The organism is Amphiplicatus metriothermophilus (assembly GCF_900199215.1).
In the GTDB taxonomy this organism is placed as follows: domain Bacteria; phylum Pseudomonadota; class Alphaproteobacteria; order Caulobacterales; family Parvularculaceae; genus Amphiplicatus; species Amphiplicatus metriothermophilus.
In genome coordinates this window covers 219,891-236,553 of record NZ_FZQA01000004.1, presented here as the reverse complement: position 1 = coordinate 236,553, position 16,663 = coordinate 219,891, and the positions used below count along the sequence as shown (strand labels likewise).

Below are 16,663 nucleotides of genomic sequence, written 5' to 3'. Positions count from 1 at the left end.
AACGCCGCGCAAGGCTCAGGCCGCTTCGGCGACGTCCGCGGCGAGGGTTTTCGCCGTGTCGGCGATCGCTTTTCGCGCGCGCGCTTCGGCGCCGGCGGCATCGGTCGCCTGGCCGGCCGCGTCGATGATCGTCACGTCCGTGATGCCGAGAAAGCCCAGGACGAATTTGAGATAGCTTGCGGCGAAATCGGCCGGCGAGCCGATCTGCGTGCCGCCCGAAGCGGCGACGAGGATCGCCCGCTTGCCCTTGAGCAGGCCCTCGGGGCCGTTCTCGGCGTAGCGGAACGTGCGCCGGGCGCGGGCGATGAGGTCGATCCAGGCCTTGAGGGCGGCGGGGATCCCGAAATTGTAGACCGGAACGCCGATGACGAGGATATCCGCCGCCTCGATCTCCTCGATCAGGCTCTCCGAAAAGGCGAGGACGGCGTTCTGGCGGGCCGAGCGCTGCTCGGGCGGCGTTCCGTTGGCCGCGGCCCATTCTGCGTCGATCAGCGGGACGCCTTCGGAAAGATCGCGCCGGTTTGCCGCTACGGCGACGCCTTCGGCTTCGACGGCGGCGAGAAGCGCGTCGGACAGGCGCCGGGTCGCGGAGCGCTCGCCCTGAATGGATGCGTGGATCTGGAGAATGTTGAGCGGCTTCATGGCTTGGGTCCTTTCGCGGCGAGGGCCTCGGGGAGGCGATGATCTCGACGGGGCGAAAGTAATTGTTGCTGTTAAGGGTATAAGTCGTTAGTTTCAGAAATTATTGTTGATAAATTAAGAACAATGAGCCGATTGGAGGAGATCGAGTCGTTCGTGCGCATCGCCGAGGCGGGCTCGATCAGCCGCGCCGCCGCCCAGCGGCGCATCGCCAAATCAGCGATGAGCCGGCGGCTCGCCGACCTCGAAGCGCGGCTCGGCGTGCAGCTTTTCGCGCGCACCACGCGCAAGCTCACGCTTACCGACGCGGGGGCGGCGTTTCTCGCGCGGGCCCGGCGCATTCTCGCCGACATCGAGGAGGCGGAGGCCGAGGCGGTCGAAGGCCATGGGGCTCTTTCAGGTAATCTGAGGATCGCCGCGCCGCTCTCCTTCGGCCTCGCGCATCTGAAGCCCCTCATCGCCGACTTCGCCCGACGCCATCCCAAAGTCACGGTCGAAGTCGATTTCTCCGACCGTTTCGTCGACATCGTCGGCGAGGGATTCGACGTCGCCGTGCGGATCGCCCAGCTCGCCGATTCGAGCCTGATCGCGCGCAAGCTCTGCCCCGTGCGCGCGGTGGTCGCAGCCGCGCCGGCGTTCTGGCGCGCGCACGGCCGGCCGCGCCATCCGCGCGACCTCGCCGGGCTTTCCTATCTCGCCTATTCGAACGTTCCCCGGCCGGGCGCGATCCGGTACTGGGGGCCGGGCGGGGACAGCGGCGTCGTCGAGCCGCGGGTCAGCGCCCTCGCCAATAACGGCGAGTTTCTCGCCGACATCGCGGCGGGCGGGTGCGGCTTCGTGTGCGATCCGACCTTCATCCTGCACCGCCATCTGCGCGCGGGCGCGCTCGAAGCCGTGCTGACGGAATATGAATGGACGAGCGCGCATGTGCACCTCGTCTATCCGCCTACGCGTCAGGTCTCGGCGCGGGTGCGCGCCTTCGCCGACGCCGTGATCGAGAAATTCGGCGGCGATCCGTACTGGGACGAAGGATTGTTTCCGGCCGAGCGCTGAAGAGGGGCCGGCGCGCCGGGCTTGCCAAACATATAAAGATTTCTTTATATCGTTGGCGAAAGGAGCCTCCATGCCCGATTCCGCCCTCGACCCCGCCAGGGACCCGTTTCCCGGCCGCCAGGCCCGCATCGCCGCCCTCAAAGCGGCGCTCGAAGAGCGCATTCTCGTGCTCGACGGCGCGGCCGGCACCTACATCCAGGGCTACGGCCTCGACGAGGCGGGCTACCGCGGCGCGCGCTTCGCCGACTGGAACTGCGACCTCAAGGGGAACAACGACGCGCTGATCCTCTCCCGGCCGGAAATCGTGCGCCAGATGCACGAGGCCTATCTCGCGGCCGGCGCCGACGTCATCGAGACCAACACCTTCTCCGCGACGACGATCGCGCAGGCCGACTATCGGATGGAAGCGCTCGCTTACGAACTCAACGTCGAGGGCGCGCGGCTGGCGCGCGCGGCGGCCGATGCGGCGTCTACGGATGATCGCCCGCGCTTCGTGGCGGGCGCCGTCGGGCCGACCAACCGCACCGCGTCGCTGTCGCCGGACGTCAACGACCCCGGCAAGCGCAATGTGGATTTTGATACGCTCGCGGCAGCTTACGGCGAGGCCGCGCGCGGGCTTCTCGAAGGCGGGGCGGACGCGCTGCTGATCGAGACGATCTTCGACACGCTGAACGCCAAGGCGGCGATCTTCGCCGTGGGCGAGGTGTTCGACGCGCTCGGCTACGAAGTTCCGCTGATGCTGTCGGTGACCATCACCGACCAGTCGGGCCGCACGCTGTCGGGCCAGACGCCGGAGGCCTTCTGGCATTCGGTCCGCCACGGCAAGCCGCTTTGCGTCGGGGTCAACTGCGCGCTCGGGCCCGATCTCATGCGGCCTTACGTGGAGGCGCTGGCGGGCGTCGCCGATTGCTACGTGTCGGCCTATCCGAACGCCGGTCTGCCCAACGCCTTCGGCGAGTACGACGAAACGCCGGAGTCGATGACGGCGCATCTGAAGGAGTGGGCCGAATCCGGCCTTCTCAACATCGTCGGCGGCTGCTGCGGCACGACGCCCGCCCATATCGCGGCTTTCGCGAAAGCGGTCGAAGGCCTGCCGCCTCGCCGCCCGCCGAGGCCCGAACGCGCCATGCGTCTGTCGGGGCTCGAGCCGTTCGTGCTCGCCGGTTGAGCCGGGCTTGCATCGCCGGAGCATCTGGGCTTTGGTCGCTTCATGACCGATCTCAAAACCCAGATCGACTGGATTTCCCGGCTCGTCGCCTATGACACGACGTCGTGGAAATCGAATCTGCCGCTTATCGACGACGTTGAGTCGCATCTGAAGCAATACGGCGCCGAGACCTTCCGCGTGCCGAACGAAGACGGGACAAAGGCCAACCTTTACGCGGTGCTCGGCCCCAAGGTCGAAGGCGGGGTGGTGCTCTCAGGGCACACGGACGTCGTGCCGGTCGAAGGGCAGCAGTGGGACACCGACCCGTTCACGGTGGTCGAGAAGGGCGGCAAGCTCTACGGGCGCGGCGTGACGGACATGAAGAGCTTTTGCGCCGTCGCGCTCTCGCTCGTTCCGGAAATGGCCGAGGCGGGCCTCAAGCGGCCGGTGATCTTCGCGCTTTCCTATGACGAAGAGATCGGCCTTCTCGGCGCGCCGCACATGATCCGCGAAATTCGCGACAGGCTGCCCGCGCCCTCGGCGGTGATCGTCGGCGAGCCGACCTGCATGAACGTGATCGACGGGCACAAGGGCATCGCCTCCTTCCGCACAAGCGTTACGGGATACACGACCCATTCGAGCCAGGCCGAGCGCGGCGTCTCGGCGGTGGAGGCGGCGGCGAAGCTCGTCAGCAAGGTCGTCGAAATGCGCGAGCGGCGCGCGCGCGAGGCCGATCCGGACTCGCCGTTCAATCCGCCGTATACGACCATGACCGTCAATGTCGTTCGCGGCGGCACGCAGCTCAACATCATGGCGGGCGAATGCGTGTTCGAATGGGACTGCCGCGCCGTTCCCGGCGATTCGGCTCGCGCGGCGCGCGAGGAGTTCGAGGATTACGCCCGCGGCGTCGAGGCGGAGATGCGCGCGCGCGCCCCCGGCTGCCGCATAGAGACGATCCAGCTCACCGACGCTCCGCCGCTTGCGCCGCAGGCGGATAATCCCGCCGCCGATCTCGCTAAGGCGTTGACAGGCCGGAACGCGACCGACGTGGTCGCCTACGCCGCCGAGGCCGGCCAGTTTCAGCAGGCGGGCTTTTCGACCGTCATCTGCGGTCCGGGGTCGATCGACCAGGCGCACCAGCCGAACGAGTTCATCGCGATCGCGCAGGTGGCCGAAGCGACGGCTTTTCTGCGCAAGCTGATCGCCCGGCTGGCGGCCTGAGCGCCGAAACGGAGACGAGCCGCGCGATGATCGAGTTTTGATCCCAGTCCGGCGCGGCGTATGCTTCGATGGGCGCGGCGACAGGGATCGGGGCGGCCGGGCTTTGGATCGGCCTCAACATTTTACTGCTGTTTTATCTCAGCCTTCGCGTCGCGCAGGCGCGCCTGCGCTTCAAAGTCGATCTGGGGAACGGGGGAAACCCTGAAATCGCGAAGGCCGTCCGTACGCATGCGAATTACACGGAGTATGCGCCGGCCGCGCTTCCCGACCTTGTCGGCCTGGCTTGGCTGGGCGCAGGCGCGGCCGTCATTCACGGCCTCGGCGCGGTCTTTTTCTTCGCGCGCGTCTCTCATCTTCGGGCTGGGCATGGGAGTTTGGAGATGTGGCCGCGTCGTCGGAGCGATCCTCGCGCTCCTCGTGCTTCTGGCGACCGGCGCGATGCTGATCTACCACGCGATCGCATAACGGGCGGAAAAGGTTCCTTAACAGCTCGTTACCGCTGCGCCGCGCCGGCGGCGAAGGCCGTCTTTACGCGGAATTTACCGTGAACTGGGACTCTCGGCCGCGGCAGTGATTGCGGACGAGGCGCGCGTGAAGAAAATCGCCGAATGTCGGGCTTGCGGATCGAAGGCGCTCACGCCGGCGCTTTCCTTCGATTCGGTCGGCGGCCGCGGCGAGGCCCGCTATGTGATCTGCGACGCCTCCAGGGAGGCGATGGCGTGCGGTCTCATCCAGTCGGCGCATATGCGGGCGCAAGAGGAGACCCGCGCGACCCCGTCGAGCCGTTACGCCGCGACGCGCGCCCATCTGCGCGCCGTGGCGACGGAGGCGCTTGAGCTCATTTCGGGGCGCGACTGCGCCGCGCTCGACATCGGCTGCAGCGACGGCGCGCTGCTTTCCTATTATCCGCGCTGGGTCGAGCGGTTCGGCGTCGATCCGTCCGAATGGGTGGAGATCATCGGCGCCTGGGCCTGGACGGCCCGCGAGCGCTTTCCCTCCGAAGCGCTCGATCGCGCCTTCGGCGAGAAGAAGTTCGACATCGTCACCGCGGTGTCCGTTCTGGAGGAGATCGAAGACCCGCGCGCGTTTTTCGCCCGCGTCAAGGGCTTGCTCGCGTCGGACGGCGTCTTCGCGCTGGAGACCCTCTATCTGCCGGCGGCGCTCACGCGCAATCGCGTCGATGCTTTCATGGCGGGCGCGAGCGGCGTCTATTCGCTTTCCGTGCTCGAACGCCTGGCGCGCGACAGCGGACTGAAGATTTTCCGCGGCGCGCTTACCGACAAGGAAGGCGGATCGATTCGCCTCTTTCTCACCCACGCCGAATGCGACGCGCACGACTTCGATCCGTGGTATGAACGTCTGGCGCGGCTTTGGGATGAGGAGAACGCGCTCGCCCTGCGCGCCATGCAGCCTTATCACGCATTCGAGCGCCGCGTCGCCGAAACCCGCGAACGGTTCGTCCGGCTGTTGAAGGACATCGCCGACAAGGGCGAGCGGGCGCATCTGCTGGGCGCGGGGCCGGTCTCGGCCGCTCTTCGCGTCTGGGCGGGCGAGGCCGCGTCAGTGATCGAGGCGGCGGTCGAGGACGGCCGGTCGGGCGAGCGGCTCGGACGCCGCGGGCCGGCGATCATCTCGGAGACCGACTGCCGGGCGGCCGAGCCCGACTGGCTGATCGCGCCGGCCTCGCTCAAGCGCGAAATGATGGAGCGCTGGCGGGAGGCGATTCTCCTCGGCGCGCGGATGATCGTGGCGACGCCGGAGCCGCATGTCATTCACGCCCGCAACTTCGCCGCCGAGTTCGGCAAGACGCTCGCCGCCGGCGACGGCGCGGGCGAAACCGAAACGCTGCGCGCGATTCTCGGCGCGGCCGGCGGGCCGCGTCTCGTCGCCGTCGCGCCGCCCGCGCAGGCCGCCTCAGGTTGACAGAAACCGCCGGCTCGTCCCCTCCAGGACGACGGCGGTCAGCATCCCCGAAAAACACGCGCCCGTGTCGACGTCGATCCGCCAGCCCGCATCGAGCGGCCGGCGCACCGGATGATGGCCGTGGACGACGACCTTGTCAGGCCGCTTGTGCGGCGGAGCGTTGTGGAAGGCGTCGCGAATCCACAGAAGGTCGCGCGCCTTCTGCTCGGCGAGGGGCAGGCCGGGACGCAGTCCGGCGTGCACGAACAGATAGTCGCCGGCGACCTCGTAAAGGGAAAGGTCCCGCAGGAAGGCGCGATGCGCGTCCGGCAGGCGCGCGCGCAGCGCGGCGGCGAGCGCGGCCGGCGCGCGGTCCCCCTCGGGCGCGACGCCGTAGCTTCGCAGCGTCGCCGCGCCGCCCCAGTCGAGCCATTCGCTCATGCCCTCGGGATCTTCGAGAAAATCGAGCAGCGCCTCCTCGTGATTGCCCTTGAGGAACACGGCGTCGGGTTCGGCCTCCTTCAGCGCGGCGAGCCGGTCGAGAACGCCGCGGCTGTCGGGGCCGCGGTCGACGTAATCGCCGAGAAAGACGAGCCGCTTGCGGGCGCCGCCGGCGTCCTCTGCGGCGATCATCTCCAGAAGACGATCGAGCAGGTCGGCGCGGCCGTGGACGTCGCCCACTGCGTAAAGGCGCGCCCCGGCGGGCGCGGCGGCCTCCTGACGTTTCACGCCGAAAAGTTTTTCGAACATCGGTTCAATAAGCGTCTGCAATCCTTCTATAGTATGGAGAAAAGCGGCGACAGGGTTAAAGGGCTCCCCCGGCGGGGGCTGCGGCCGAACAGGGAACGCCTTCGGGAAGAACGCTGCATGAGCGTCCTCGTCACCGGCGGCGCCGGCTATATCGGCGCCCATATGATGCTCGCCCTCAGGGATGCGGGCGAGCCGGCGGTCGCCCTCGACGACCTGTCGGTGGGCGCGCGCTGGCTCGCGCCCGAAGACGCGCCGCTCGTCGTGGCCGATGTCGGCGACAAGGCGGGGCTGGCCAGGGTCTTCGCCGAGCATGACGTGCGCGAGGTTATTCACTTCGCCGGCTCGACCCTGGTGCCGGAGTCGCTCGAACGCCCGCTCGCCTATTACCGGAACAACACGGCGAAGACGCTGGCGCTGATCGAGGCCTGCGCGGAGGCGCGCGTCGACCGGTTCATTTTTTCCTCGACGGCCGCCGTGTACGGAACGCCGGAAAAGACGCCGGTGGCGGAGACGGCCGCGATCCGGCCGATCTCGCCCTATGGCGCGTCCATGGCGATGAGCGAGCGGATTCTCGCGGACGCGGCGCTGGCGCACGGCCTGTCCTATGTCATTTTGCGCTATTTCAACGTCGCTGGGGCCGATCCGAAGGGCCGGGCCGGCGAGATCGGTCGGCCGAGCCACCTGCTGAAGGTCGCCGCGCAGATCGCCGTCGGCGCCCGGAGAGAAGTTCTGGAGATTTACGGCGCCGATTATCCGACGCCGGACGGTACGGCGATCCGCGATTATGTCCATGTGAGCGACATCGCCGACGCGCATCTTTCCGCTCTGAGCCGCGTACGGGCGGGCGCGGCGCGCCTGACGCTCAATGTCGGCTACGGGCGCGGCTATTCGGTGCGCGAGATGATCGAGGCGGTCGAGCGGGTGACAGGCAAGCCGTTGCCCTACGAGGCGGGGCCGCGCCGGCCAGGCGATCCGGCGCAGCTCATCGCCGACACGGCCGCGATCCGCGCCGCGCTCGACTGGCGCCCGCGCTATGACGACATCGATTTCATCGTCCGCACGGCGATCGACTGGGAGCGGCGCCTGGCGGCGTCGCGGGCAGGCGCGCGCCCATGACGATCCAGATGATCGCGCGGGCCGCGTTCGCCCTGCTTCTCGTTCTTGCGGCCTGGCTGTCCGTTTCTCCCTCGCTGGAGCCGTCGGAGGCCGGCTTCGGCGTCGCCCGCTGGCTGGCGGGTCTTTTGTTCGGCGACGAGGCCGCAGCCGACAAGATCGGCCATTTTCTTGTTTACGGCGCGCTGGGCGCGACGGCCGCGCTCGGCCGGCTCGCCCTGGCCGGACGGCTGCTTTTCACCGTGCTGGCGCTGGCGGCTTACGGGGCCTTGCTTGAAGGCGCGCAAGGCTGGCTCACGCAGACGCGCTCGCCGGAGGTTCTCGACGCGCTCGCCAATACGGCCGGCGCAGGGGCCGGCGCGATCCTCGGCGCGCTGGCGCGCATGGCGGCGTCGCGGAGAAGGACAGGGTGAAAGCGGTCATCGTCATTCCGGCGCGATACGCCTCGACGCGGCTTCCCGGCAAGCTGCTGCTGGAGGCGGGCGGAAAGCCGCTTATTCAGCATACCTATGAACGGGCCTGTCAGGTTCGCGCGGCGGACGGGGTGATCGTTGCGACGGACGACGCGCGCATTTTCGAGGCCGTGCGCGCTTTCGGCGGCGAGGCGGCGATGACCGACCCGGCCCATACTTCCGGCTCGGCGCGGGTCGCGCAGGCCGCGCGCGGCCTTGACGCCGACGTGGTGGTCAACCTTCAGGGCGACGAGCCGGAGATCGACCCGGCGCATATCGACCGGCTGATCGCGCTGCAGGCGGCGCGCGCGCCCTTCGCATCGACGCTGGTCTGCCCCTTCCCGCCGGACGCGCGCCCCGACGATCCGGCGGCCGTCAAGGCGATCCTGGGAAAACGGGCGGCGGAGGGCGCCTATGAGGCGCTTTACTTCACGCGCGCGCTCGCGCCTTTTCCGCGCGACAGGCAAGACGCGCCGAATCCGGCCGACTACCATCTGCATATCGGCGTTTACGCGTTTCGCGCCGACGCGCTGCAATGCTTCGCGGCCGCGCCGGAAGGCCGGCTCGAGCGGATAGAGAAGCTGGAGCAGCTTCGGATTCTCGAAATGGGAGAAAAAATTCTGGCGGCGGAAATTCCGGCGGCGCCGCCGGGCGTCGACACGGCGGCGGATTTCGACGCGTTCCGCAAAAGAGTGGAAAAGGCCTGAAGGGTCGGACGCGCCGATGCGGCGCCGTCGCGGCGTTATTCCGGATCAGGGCGTTCCTGAACGAAGAACGGGACCTGATCCGGAACAGGCCGGGCGGGCGCGGCGAGCGTCAGTCGGTTTGCCCCGACCATGACCGTCACGCCAGGGCGGCGACGGTGTAGGCCGCGGGGGCGAACGCCGCCGCGAGAACGGCGAAGGCGATCAGTAGGGAAACGGCTTTGCTCATCGAACTCTCTCCTCCTGCGATGACGAGGCTGAGATAGGCGCGAGTCCGCGATGAGGGAAGCGCGCCGCCGCCGGTTTCGCCGCAGCCGGGGCACGCTTCGTCGAATGCCGAAAAATCTAAAACGGTCCGTCGCAGGAAGAATGCAGACCGTCGCGCGGCGGGCGTTCAAAGGCCGATGAAGGGCTGGACGATCTTGCCGGCGAGTCCCTTGAATCTGAGCGGCGCGCTCGCGGCGATGAGGCAGACGCACGGCTCCTCGCCGATGGCGCAGGGGCTGTGGGTGTCCTCGTCGTCGAGATCGGCGAGGTCGCCGCGGCGAAATTCGCCGATCTCGTCCTCATAGGCGCCGCGCAGGATCAGCGTCAGCTCCTCGCCGCCATGAGAGTGTTTGGGCAGGCGCACGCCGGGCGCGATTTTGAGAAGCCGCAGCACGCCTTTCCGGTAGCCTTGCGCGTCGAGCACGCATTGCTCCATGCCAGGGCCGATCCGGCGCCATTGCACGGCGTCGAGCCCGCCCTTGAGATAGGCGGAAAGCGGTCTGGCCAGCCCGAGGTCGAAATCGTTCGCCGCGCGCGTCGATGCCGGCGCCCGCTCGGCGCGCGCGCCGCCCGCCCGCAGCCAGAAACGCTCGAGCGCGCCCTCCTTCATGGGGGCCGGCTCGGCGGCTTCGAGGCAGACGCCGCCCAGCGCTTCGAAATCGCGCGCCGCCGCGCGGCACGCGTCGCACAGGTCGAGGTGGGTCGCGATGACCACGGCCCGCGCCTCGTCCAGCGCGCCGGCGGCATAGGCGGCGAGCGTTTCCGTCTTGGGATGATGCTTGATGCTCGTCACGCGAGATCACCCAGTTCCTTTCTGATGCGGCCGAACGCAAGGCGCAGCCGCGACTTCACGGTGCCCAAAGGCAGGTCGAGCCGCTCGGCGATCGCGGCGTGCGGCTCGTCTTCATAAAAGTGCAGCATCACGACGGCGCGCTGATTGGGCGGCAGGGCGTCGAACGCCGCGTGGATGCGCCTGTCCCGCTGGGCCCTTTCGAGTTCGACGTCCGCGCGCGGCTCCTCCTCGGGCAGCAGCGCCGGATCCTCGTGATCGGGGAGGGGCCGGTTCAGCCGCCGCGCCGCGTCGATGCGCAGATTACGCGCGATCGTGTAGATCCAGGTCGCCGCGGAGGCTTTCGAAGGATCGAAAAGGCGGGCCTTGCGCCAGACCTTCAAAAGCGCGTCCTGGGCGAGATCCTCCGCCTGATCCGGCGACAGACCGATGCGCATGAGATAGCCTTTCACCCGCGGCGCGAAAAATGCGAACAGCCGCGAAAACGCCTCGCGGTCGCCGCTCGCCGCGACCCTGGCGAGAAGATCGTTCATTTCGCTCGCCGCGGCGGGGCGCTCGGCGCCGCCCGGCGCGCTCATGCTGCTCGTGGTCGATGCGGGCATAACGCTTCAGTTTTCCCCGAGTTTACGCCGCGCGGCCGGCTTCGGATCACAGGCCGTCCCGACCGCCGCCATCGGCTAGATGGCTTTTTCTGATCCGATCGCGCCGGACGCGCGTAAAGGCTGTGGCGCGGATGGCGATCATCCTCTTTCCAGCGAAGCATAACCGGGGCGGAGCGGACGAACCACTATGCCGTTTGACTTCGAGGCGCGCGGACGACCGCGGCCGGGCATGAGGATCGCGGTGATCGGCGCGGGCGTGTCGGGGCTTTCCGCCGCCTGGCTTTTGTCGTCAGTCCATGAGGTGATCGTCTATGAGCGTGAAAGCCGGCTCGGCGGGCACGCGAATACGGTCGAGGTTCCCTTCGGCGATGACGTCATTCCCGTGGACGCCGGCTTCATCGTCTATAACGAACCGGCCTACCCGAACCTGACGGCGCTGTTCGGACATCTGGGCGTCGCGACGGAAAAGACCTGCATGTCTTTCGCCGCCTCCGTAAACGCGGGCGCGGTCGAGTATTCGGGCCAGAGCCTTTCGGCCGTGTTCGCCGATCGGCGCAATCTCGCCTCGCCGAAATTCTGGAGCATGCTGCGCGACATCGTCCGCTTCCATCGCGATGCCCGCCGGGCGCTTGCGGAAGACTCGCTGCAGGACGAATCGCTCAGCGCGTTCGTGGCGCGGCGCGGCTATGGCCAACCGTTCACGGATTATTTTCTGAAGCCGATGGCGTCCGCGATCTGGTCGACGCCCAGCGCGAGGATTCTGGACTTTTCGGCGGCGGCCTTCATCAGGTTTTACGACAATCACGGCCTGTTGCGCGTGCTCAATCTGCCGGAATGGCGCACGGTGAGCGGCGGCGCGCGCGTCTATGTCGAAAGGCTCGCCGCCTCGCTCCTGCCCAAGGCGCGGCTCGGCGCGCGCGTGGTTTCCGTTCGCAGAACGCAGTCTGGCGTCGAGGTCGCAGACGCAAGCGGCGCGGTCGACCGCTTCGACGCGGCCGTCATCGCCTCTCACGCCGACGAGGCGCTCGCCATGCTGACCGACGCCGACGCTTCGGAGCGGCGCGTGCTTGGCGCCTTCAAGTATCAGAAGAACAAAGCCTTCGTGCATTTCGACGCAGCGCATATGCCGCGCCGTCGCCGCGCCTGGTCGAGCTGGAACTATATCGGCGACGGGGAAGGGTTCGCGGCGACCTACTGGATGAACCGGCTGCAGAATCTCGCCGCGCCGCGCGACATCTTCGTCACGCTCAATCCGCGCGCGCCCATACGCGACGAAGATATCGTCGCGGAATTCGACTATGCTCATCCCATGTTCGATCTCGACGCCGCAAACGCGCAGAAGGAAGTCTGGTCGCTTCAGGGGCGCGGCGGGGTTTGGTTCTGCGGCGCCCATTTCGGCCAGGGTTTCCACGAGGACGGATTGCAGGCAGGCCTCGCGACGGCCGAAGCGCTTGGCGGCGTGCGCCGGCCATGGCGCGTCCCGAACGAATCCGGACGCATCCGCCTTGCGCCGGCGAAGGCGGCGGCGTCATGAAGGACGCAGACGGCGCGCTTTATGTCGGCCGAGTCGCGCACCGCCGGCTCAAGCCCGTGCGCCACCGTTTTTCCTACCGCGTGTTCTCGATGCTGGCCGATCTCGACCGTCTCGACGGCCTGGCGGCGCGGCTGACATGCTTCTCGCGCAACGGTTTCAATCTCTTCTCTTTTCACGACGCCGATTTCGGCCCTCCCGGCACGGGACCGGTCGCCGCGCGCGTGCGCGCCGCGCTCGCCGCGCGCGGGATCGACGCGCAGGGCCGCCTGCTGCTGCTGTTTTATCCGCGCATATTGGGATACGCCTTCAATCCGCTTGCGGTCTATTACTGTCATGACCGCGCGGGCGCGCTTTCGGCGGTTCTCTACGAGGTGCGCAACACTTTCGGCGGGAAACACGGCTACCTTATTCCGGTCGATGGCGATGCGCCCGTGATCCGCCAGGCGGCGGACAAGGTCTTTCACGTCTCGCCCTTCATGGCGATGGACATGCGTTATGCGTTTCGCCTGACGCGTCCCGGCGAGGAGCTTGCGGTCGTGATCCGCCAGAGCGACGCCGAGGGCGCCGTGCTCCATGCCGCCTTTTCAGCGCGCCGGCGGGCCTTGACGGACCGGACGCTGCTGCAGGCGTTCTTCGCCTATCCATTGATGACCGTGAAGGTCATCGCGGGCATTCACTGGGAAGCCTTGAGGCTCCTCGCCAAGGGCCTCCGCCTGCGCAAGGGCGCGCCCGATCCGGCCGAGCCCGTCACGCTCGTTCGCGAACAGGCGCCGACGGACAAGGCCGCATGAGCCGGCGCCGTCTCAGGCCGCCAGCGCCCGCGGCAGGGGAAAGCGCGCGTCCGCGCCAAGATGAAGCTGGCCAGCCCAACGCCCGATGATGTCCAGCTCGGCCCGCCAGCGTTCGCGCAGGGCTTTTTCTTCCGCCTCCCGTTTCGCGGCGTCATAGGTCTGATCGGCGAATTTGGCGTTGCGCGCGAATATCTCGCCGGCCGCGGCGGCCTCCAGCGCTTCGTCGGAAATCGGAAGGTCGAGCGCGCGCGAGACGGCCTTGAGGGTTCGCGCCGGTCCGGCGAGCAGGCGGCGGAAGTCGAGCGAGGCGATGCGCGCGCCGGCTGGCGCGGCGGCGAGCAGCTGCGCGAACTGCTCGATCTGATGGCGCCAGACCACGGCGGCGACCTGCAGGTCGGTGAAGCCCATGGCCTGGCGCGGCGGAATCGCGGCGAGCCCGACGCCGTCGAGCGCGAAGATGTTGTAAAGCTGACGCGCGAAAACGCGGCCCTCTTCGCCCTTCTTCAGGATGGAGATAAGAAACTCCTCGAGGTCGCCATAGAGGAACAGGCAAGGCGACCCGGCGGCGAGAGCGGCTTGCGCCAGCGTGCTCGCGGTGTTGGTCGGCTTGATGAGCACGCGCTCGCCCTGCGCATGCGGACGGGCGAGCAGGCGCGCGACGAGCTGAAACAGCCGCGCGAAGGCGGCCGGGTCGCGCCGCAGGCGCTCGTCGACGCGCCCGGCGTTGGCCAGATCGAGCAGAATGTTGGGCTCCTTGAGCGACAGACAGGCGCCCGGCGCGTCGAGGGCGCGCGCAAGCAGCGTCGAGCAGCAAAAGGCCGTATGAAAAATGAAGGCCGGAACGGGCGCCGGCGCGGTTCGCCCGAGGGCGCGGGCGACGGCGTCGAGGCTCGCCTCGGCGCGCGCCGTCACCGAGCCCTCCATGCGCCTGTCGAGAAACGGCTCGCGAGCGAGCCCCGCCCGGTCGATGCGGGCGAAGCGAAGCACGCCGCGCGCCGCGTCATAGGCTTCGGGCAGCCAGCAGGGGTCCGCGGCGAGCGCCTGAACGTCGGTCATGGACCGTTTATGCCCGGCTCGGGCCCGCGCCGCCAGCCTTCAGACGCATTTGAGCCCGCCGCCTAAGACCTTGGTCTTGTTTACCCTCGCGCCCGTTTGCGCTAGGTCCGTCGCCGACAAGGGAGGTCGCGGATGGAGAAGATTTATAAGGACGCGCGCGCCGCGCTCGAAGGCGTCGTCTTCGACGGCATGACCATCATGGCCGGCGGCTTCGGCCTGTGCGGCATTCCGGAGAATCTCATCGCCGCCCTGCGCGAGATCGGGGTGAAGGACCTCACGGTCATCTCCAACAATTGCGGCGTCGACGATTTCGGCCTCGGCATCCTTCTCAAGAACCGGCAGATCAAAAAGATGGTCTCGTCCTATGTGGGCGAGAACAAGGAGTTCGAGCGGCAGTATCTGTCCGGCGAGCTGGAGCTTGAGTTCAATCCGCAAGGCACGCTCGCCGAGCGCATCCGCGCCGGCGGGGCGGGCATACCCGGCTTCTACACCAAGACCGGCGTCGGCACGATGATCGCCGAAGGCAAGGAGCACAAGGAGTTCAGCGGCGAGACCTATATTCTCGAGACCGGCCTCGTCGCCGACCTCTCCATCGTCAAGGCGTGGAAGGGCGACCCGCAGGGCAATCTGGTCTATCGCAAAACCGCGCGCAATTTTAACCCGATGATGGCCACGGCCGGCAAGGTGACCATCGCCGAGGTCGAAGAGATCGTCCCGCTCGGTTCGCTCAATCCCGACTGCATCCACACGCCCGGCATCTATGTGCATCGTCTGATCAAGGGCGAGTTCGAGAAGCGCATCGAGCAGCGCACGGTTCGGCAAAGGGAGACCGCCTGATGGCCTGGGACCGCAACCAGATGGCGCAGCGCGCCGCCAAGGAGCTGAAAGACGGCTATTACGTCAATCTCGGCATCGGCATTCCGACGCTGGTGGCCAATTACATCGGCGAGGACATCGACGTCACCTTGCAGTCGGAGAACGGCATGCTCGGTATGGGGCCGTTTCCGTATGAGGACGAAGTCGATCCCGACCTCATCAACGCCGGCAAACAGACCATTACGGAGCTGAAGCGCACTTCTTATTTTTCCTCCGCCGATTCCTTCGCGATGATCCGCGGCGGGCATATCGACATCGCCATTCTCGGCGCGATGGAGGTCTCGGAAAAAGGCGACCTCGCCAACTGGATGATCCCCGGCAAGCTGGTCAAGGGCATGGGCGGGGCGATGGATCTCGTCGCCGGGGTCAAGAAGGTCGTGGTCGTCATGGACCATACGTCCAAGAACGGCGCGCCGAAGATCCTGAAAGAATGCACCCTGCCGCTCACCGGCAAGGAATGCGTCGACATGATCGTCACCAATCTCGGCGTGTTCAATGTCGCGCGCGGCCAAGGGCTCACGCTCGTCGAGCTCGCGCCGGACGTCACGGTCGACGAGGTGAAGGAGAAGACCGAGGCGCGGTTCGACGTCGCCGTGTGATGGCCGACGAACCGAAAGCTCTCGACCGTTTCGAGACGCCGCAGCTCGTGCTGGACGCCGTCCGGCTTGAGCGCAATCTGGCGCGAATGAAGACGCGGCTCGCGCGCTTCGGCGTTCCCCTGCGCCCGCATATCAAGACCGCCAAGTCGATAGAGGTCTATCGTCCCGCTCTTGAGGGCGCGGTCGGGGTCGCGGTCTCGACCCTCGCCGAGGCCGAATACGCTTTCGAACACGGCGCGCGCAATATTCTGTATGCGGTGGGCATGGCGCCCGGCAAGATCGGTCGCGCCCTGAAGCTGAAGGATGAGGGCGCCGACATCATCGTGACGGTCGATTCCATCGACGGCGCGCAGGCTCTGGCCGCGCGCGCCGGCGAGAGCGGGATCGGCGTCGTCGTCGAAATCGACAGCGACGGCGTGCGCGCGGGCGTGAAGCCTGAAAGCGAGGAAGCTCTGGCGATCGCGCGACGCATCGACGCAGCGCCGGGACTCGTCTTCCGTGGGCTGATGACGCACGCCGGCGGCTCTTACGCCAGCCGCAGCGTCGAGGACATCCGCGCGATGGCCGAGCGCGAGCGCCGCGCCGTCGCCGGAACGGCGACGATGCTGCGCGAGGCCGGGCTCGGCTGCGAGATCGTCAGCGTCGGTTCGACGCCGACGGCCCTGTTCGCGGAACGTTTCGACGGCGTGACGGAGGTCCGCGCCGGGGTCTACATGTTCATGGATCTCGTCATGGCGGGGCTCGGCGTATGCGCGTTCGAGGACATCGCGCTCAGCGTGCTCGCCAGCGTGATCGGCCGTCAGGCGGATCGCGGCCGGCTCATTATCGACGCGGGCTGGATGGCGCTGTCGCGCGATCGCGGCGCGGCGAAGCAGCCGGTCGGCCAGGGCTACGGCGTCGTCTGCGACGCGGCCGGCCGGCCGCTCGACGATCTGATCGTCGTCTCCTGCAGCCAGGAGCACGGGATCGTCGCGCGGCGGGACGGAAAGCCGCTCGACGTGCAGGATTATCCGGTCGGGACCTTGCTCCGCATCCTGCCCAACCACGCCTGTGCGACGGCGGCCCAGCACGGCTCCTATCTCGTAACGGGCGAGGACGGCCGCGCCTTCGCCCGCTGGCCGCGAATCAACGGCTGGTGAGCGCGCCACCCTCTTGAAATTCCTAGGA

The 16,663-nt window shown here is 67.7% G+C and carries 17 protein-coding genes and 1 pseudogene; 13 read left to right on the top strand and 5 right to left on the bottom strand.

Annotation, left to right across the window (positions count from 1 at the left end; all coding sequences use genetic code 11):
- Positions 1-15 precede the first annotated feature (15 nt).
- On the bottom strand, positions 16-642 hold the full coding sequence (locus CHB64_RS10760) for an FMN-dependent NADH-azoreductase (RefSeq protein ID WP_089412627.1): 627 nt from the start codon (positions 640-642) through the stop codon (positions 16-18).
- 123 nt (positions 643-765) lie between these two features.
- On the opposite strand from CHB64_RS10760, the gene CHB64_RS10755 reads away from it, so the two are divergent.
- From CHB64_RS10755 to CHB64_RS10735, 5 genes and pseudogenes are all read left to right on the top strand, one after another.
- Positions 766-1,692 carry a LysR family transcriptional regulator gene (locus CHB64_RS10755; protein ID WP_089412626.1) on the top strand — a complete coding sequence of 309 codons (927 nt, stop codon included), beginning with the start codon at positions 766-768 and terminating at the stop codon, positions 1,690-1,692.
- Positions 1,693-1,762: 70 nt separating this feature from the next.
- Positions 1,763-2,851, top strand: a pseudogene (locus tag CHB64_RS10750) (homocysteine S-methyltransferase family protein); the annotation flags it as partial.
- Between the two features lie 51 nt (positions 2,852-2,902).
- Positions 2,903-4,060, top strand: a complete 1,158-nt coding sequence (gene argE, locus CHB64_RS10745) for an acetylornithine deacetylase (protein ID WP_089412624.1) — start codon at positions 2,903-2,905, stop codon at positions 4,058-4,060.
- A gap of 68 nt (positions 4,061-4,128) precedes the next feature.
- Positions 4,129-4,608 carry an MAPEG family protein gene (locus CHB64_RS10740; protein WP_089412623.1) on the top strand — a complete coding sequence of 160 codons (480 nt, stop codon included), beginning with the start codon at positions 4,129-4,131 and terminating at the stop codon, positions 4,606-4,608.
- 43 nt (positions 4,609-4,651) lie between these two features.
- Positions 4,652-5,983: a class I SAM-dependent methyltransferase gene (locus CHB64_RS10735; protein ID WP_143266003.1), complete on the top strand. Its 1,332-nt coding sequence runs from the start codon at positions 4,652-4,654 to the stop codon at positions 5,981-5,983.
- Here the strand turns inward: CHB64_RS10735 and CHB64_RS10730 are convergent.
- On the bottom strand, positions 5,975-6,712 hold the full coding sequence (locus CHB64_RS10730; RefSeq protein ID WP_089412621.1) for a metallophosphoesterase family protein: 738 nt from the start codon (positions 6,710-6,712) through the stop codon (positions 5,975-5,977). The two genes, CHB64_RS10735 and CHB64_RS10730, sit on opposite strands and share 9 nt — an antisense overlap.
- 117 nt (positions 6,713-6,829) lie before the next feature.
- On the opposite strand from CHB64_RS10730, the gene galE reads away from it, so the two are divergent.
- Genes galE through kdsB form a run of 3 tightly spaced genes read left to right on the top strand, consistent with a single transcriptional unit; the run spans position 6,830 to position 8,984 of the window.
- Positions 6,830-7,828, top strand: a complete 999-nt coding sequence (galE, locus tag CHB64_RS10725; RefSeq protein ID WP_089412620.1) for a UDP-glucose 4-epimerase GalE — start codon at positions 6,830-6,832, stop codon at positions 7,826-7,828.
- A complete protein-coding gene (locus tag CHB64_RS10720; RefSeq protein ID WP_089412619.1) occupies positions 7,825-8,238 on the top strand; it encodes a VanZ family protein in 414 nt (137 codons plus the stop codon). The genes galE and CHB64_RS10720 overlap by 4 nt, the downstream gene beginning before the upstream one ends.
- Positions 8,235-8,984, top strand: a complete 750-nt coding sequence (gene kdsB / locus CHB64_RS10715) for a 3-deoxy-manno-octulosonate cytidylyltransferase (protein ID WP_089412618.1) — start codon at positions 8,235-8,237, stop codon at positions 8,982-8,984. The genes CHB64_RS10720 and kdsB overlap by 4 nt, the downstream gene beginning before the upstream one ends.
- 391 nt (positions 8,985-9,375) lie before the next feature.
- Here the strand turns inward: kdsB and CHB64_RS10710 are convergent, their stop codons facing one another.
- Together CHB64_RS10710 and CHB64_RS10705 are read right to left on the bottom strand one after the other, a co-directional pair.
- On the bottom strand, positions 9,376-10,041 hold the full coding sequence (locus CHB64_RS10710; protein WP_089412617.1) for a ChrR family anti-sigma-E factor: 666 nt from the start codon (positions 10,039-10,041) through the stop codon (positions 9,376-9,378).
- Positions 10,038-10,640, bottom strand: a complete 603-nt coding sequence (locus tag CHB64_RS10705) for a sigma-70 family RNA polymerase sigma factor (RefSeq protein ID WP_089412616.1) — start codon at positions 10,638-10,640, stop codon at positions 10,038-10,040. Before CHB64_RS10705 ends, CHB64_RS10710 begins: the two co-directional genes overlap by 4 nt.
- A gap of 229 nt (positions 10,641-10,869) precedes the next feature.
- Here CHB64_RS10705 and CHB64_RS10700 point away from each other — a divergent pair, with 229 nt between their 5' ends.
- On the top strand, positions 10,870-12,174 hold the full coding sequence (locus tag CHB64_RS10700; protein WP_200815325.1) for an NAD(P)/FAD-dependent oxidoreductase: 1,305 nt from the start codon (positions 10,870-10,872) through the stop codon (positions 12,172-12,174).
- Positions 12,171-12,965, top strand: a complete 795-nt coding sequence (locus tag CHB64_RS10695) for a DUF1365 domain-containing protein (RefSeq protein ID WP_089412662.1) — start codon at positions 12,171-12,173, stop codon at positions 12,963-12,965. Before CHB64_RS10700 ends, CHB64_RS10695 begins: the two co-directional genes overlap by 4 nt.
- Before the next feature lie 12 nt (positions 12,966-12,977).
- Here CHB64_RS10695 and CHB64_RS10690 read toward each other — a convergent pair whose 3' ends face one another.
- Complete coding sequence (locus CHB64_RS10690) at positions 12,978-14,021, bottom strand: hypothetical protein (protein ID WP_089412614.1); 1,044 nt, start codon at positions 14,019-14,021, stop codon at positions 12,978-12,980.
- A gap of 132 nt (positions 14,022-14,153) precedes the next feature.
- Here CHB64_RS10690 and CHB64_RS10685 point away from each other — a divergent pair, with 132 nt between their 5' ends.
- The 3 genes from CHB64_RS10685 to CHB64_RS10675 are packed head-to-tail and all read left to right on the top strand — an operon-like array spanning position 14,154 to position 16,635.
- Positions 14,154-14,858, top strand: a complete 705-nt coding sequence (locus CHB64_RS10685) for a CoA transferase subunit A (protein ID WP_089412613.1) — start codon at positions 14,154-14,156, stop codon at positions 14,856-14,858.
- A complete protein-coding gene (locus CHB64_RS10680) occupies positions 14,858-15,496 on the top strand; it encodes a CoA transferase subunit B (RefSeq protein WP_089412612.1) in 639 nt (212 codons plus the stop codon). The genes CHB64_RS10685 and CHB64_RS10680 overlap by 1 nt, the downstream gene beginning before the upstream one ends.
- A complete protein-coding gene (locus CHB64_RS10675) occupies positions 15,496-16,635 on the top strand; it encodes an alanine racemase (RefSeq protein ID WP_089412611.1) in 1,140 nt (379 codons plus the stop codon). The genes CHB64_RS10680 and CHB64_RS10675 overlap by 1 nt, the downstream gene beginning before the upstream one ends.
- Positions 16,636-16,663: the final 28 nt, after the last annotated feature.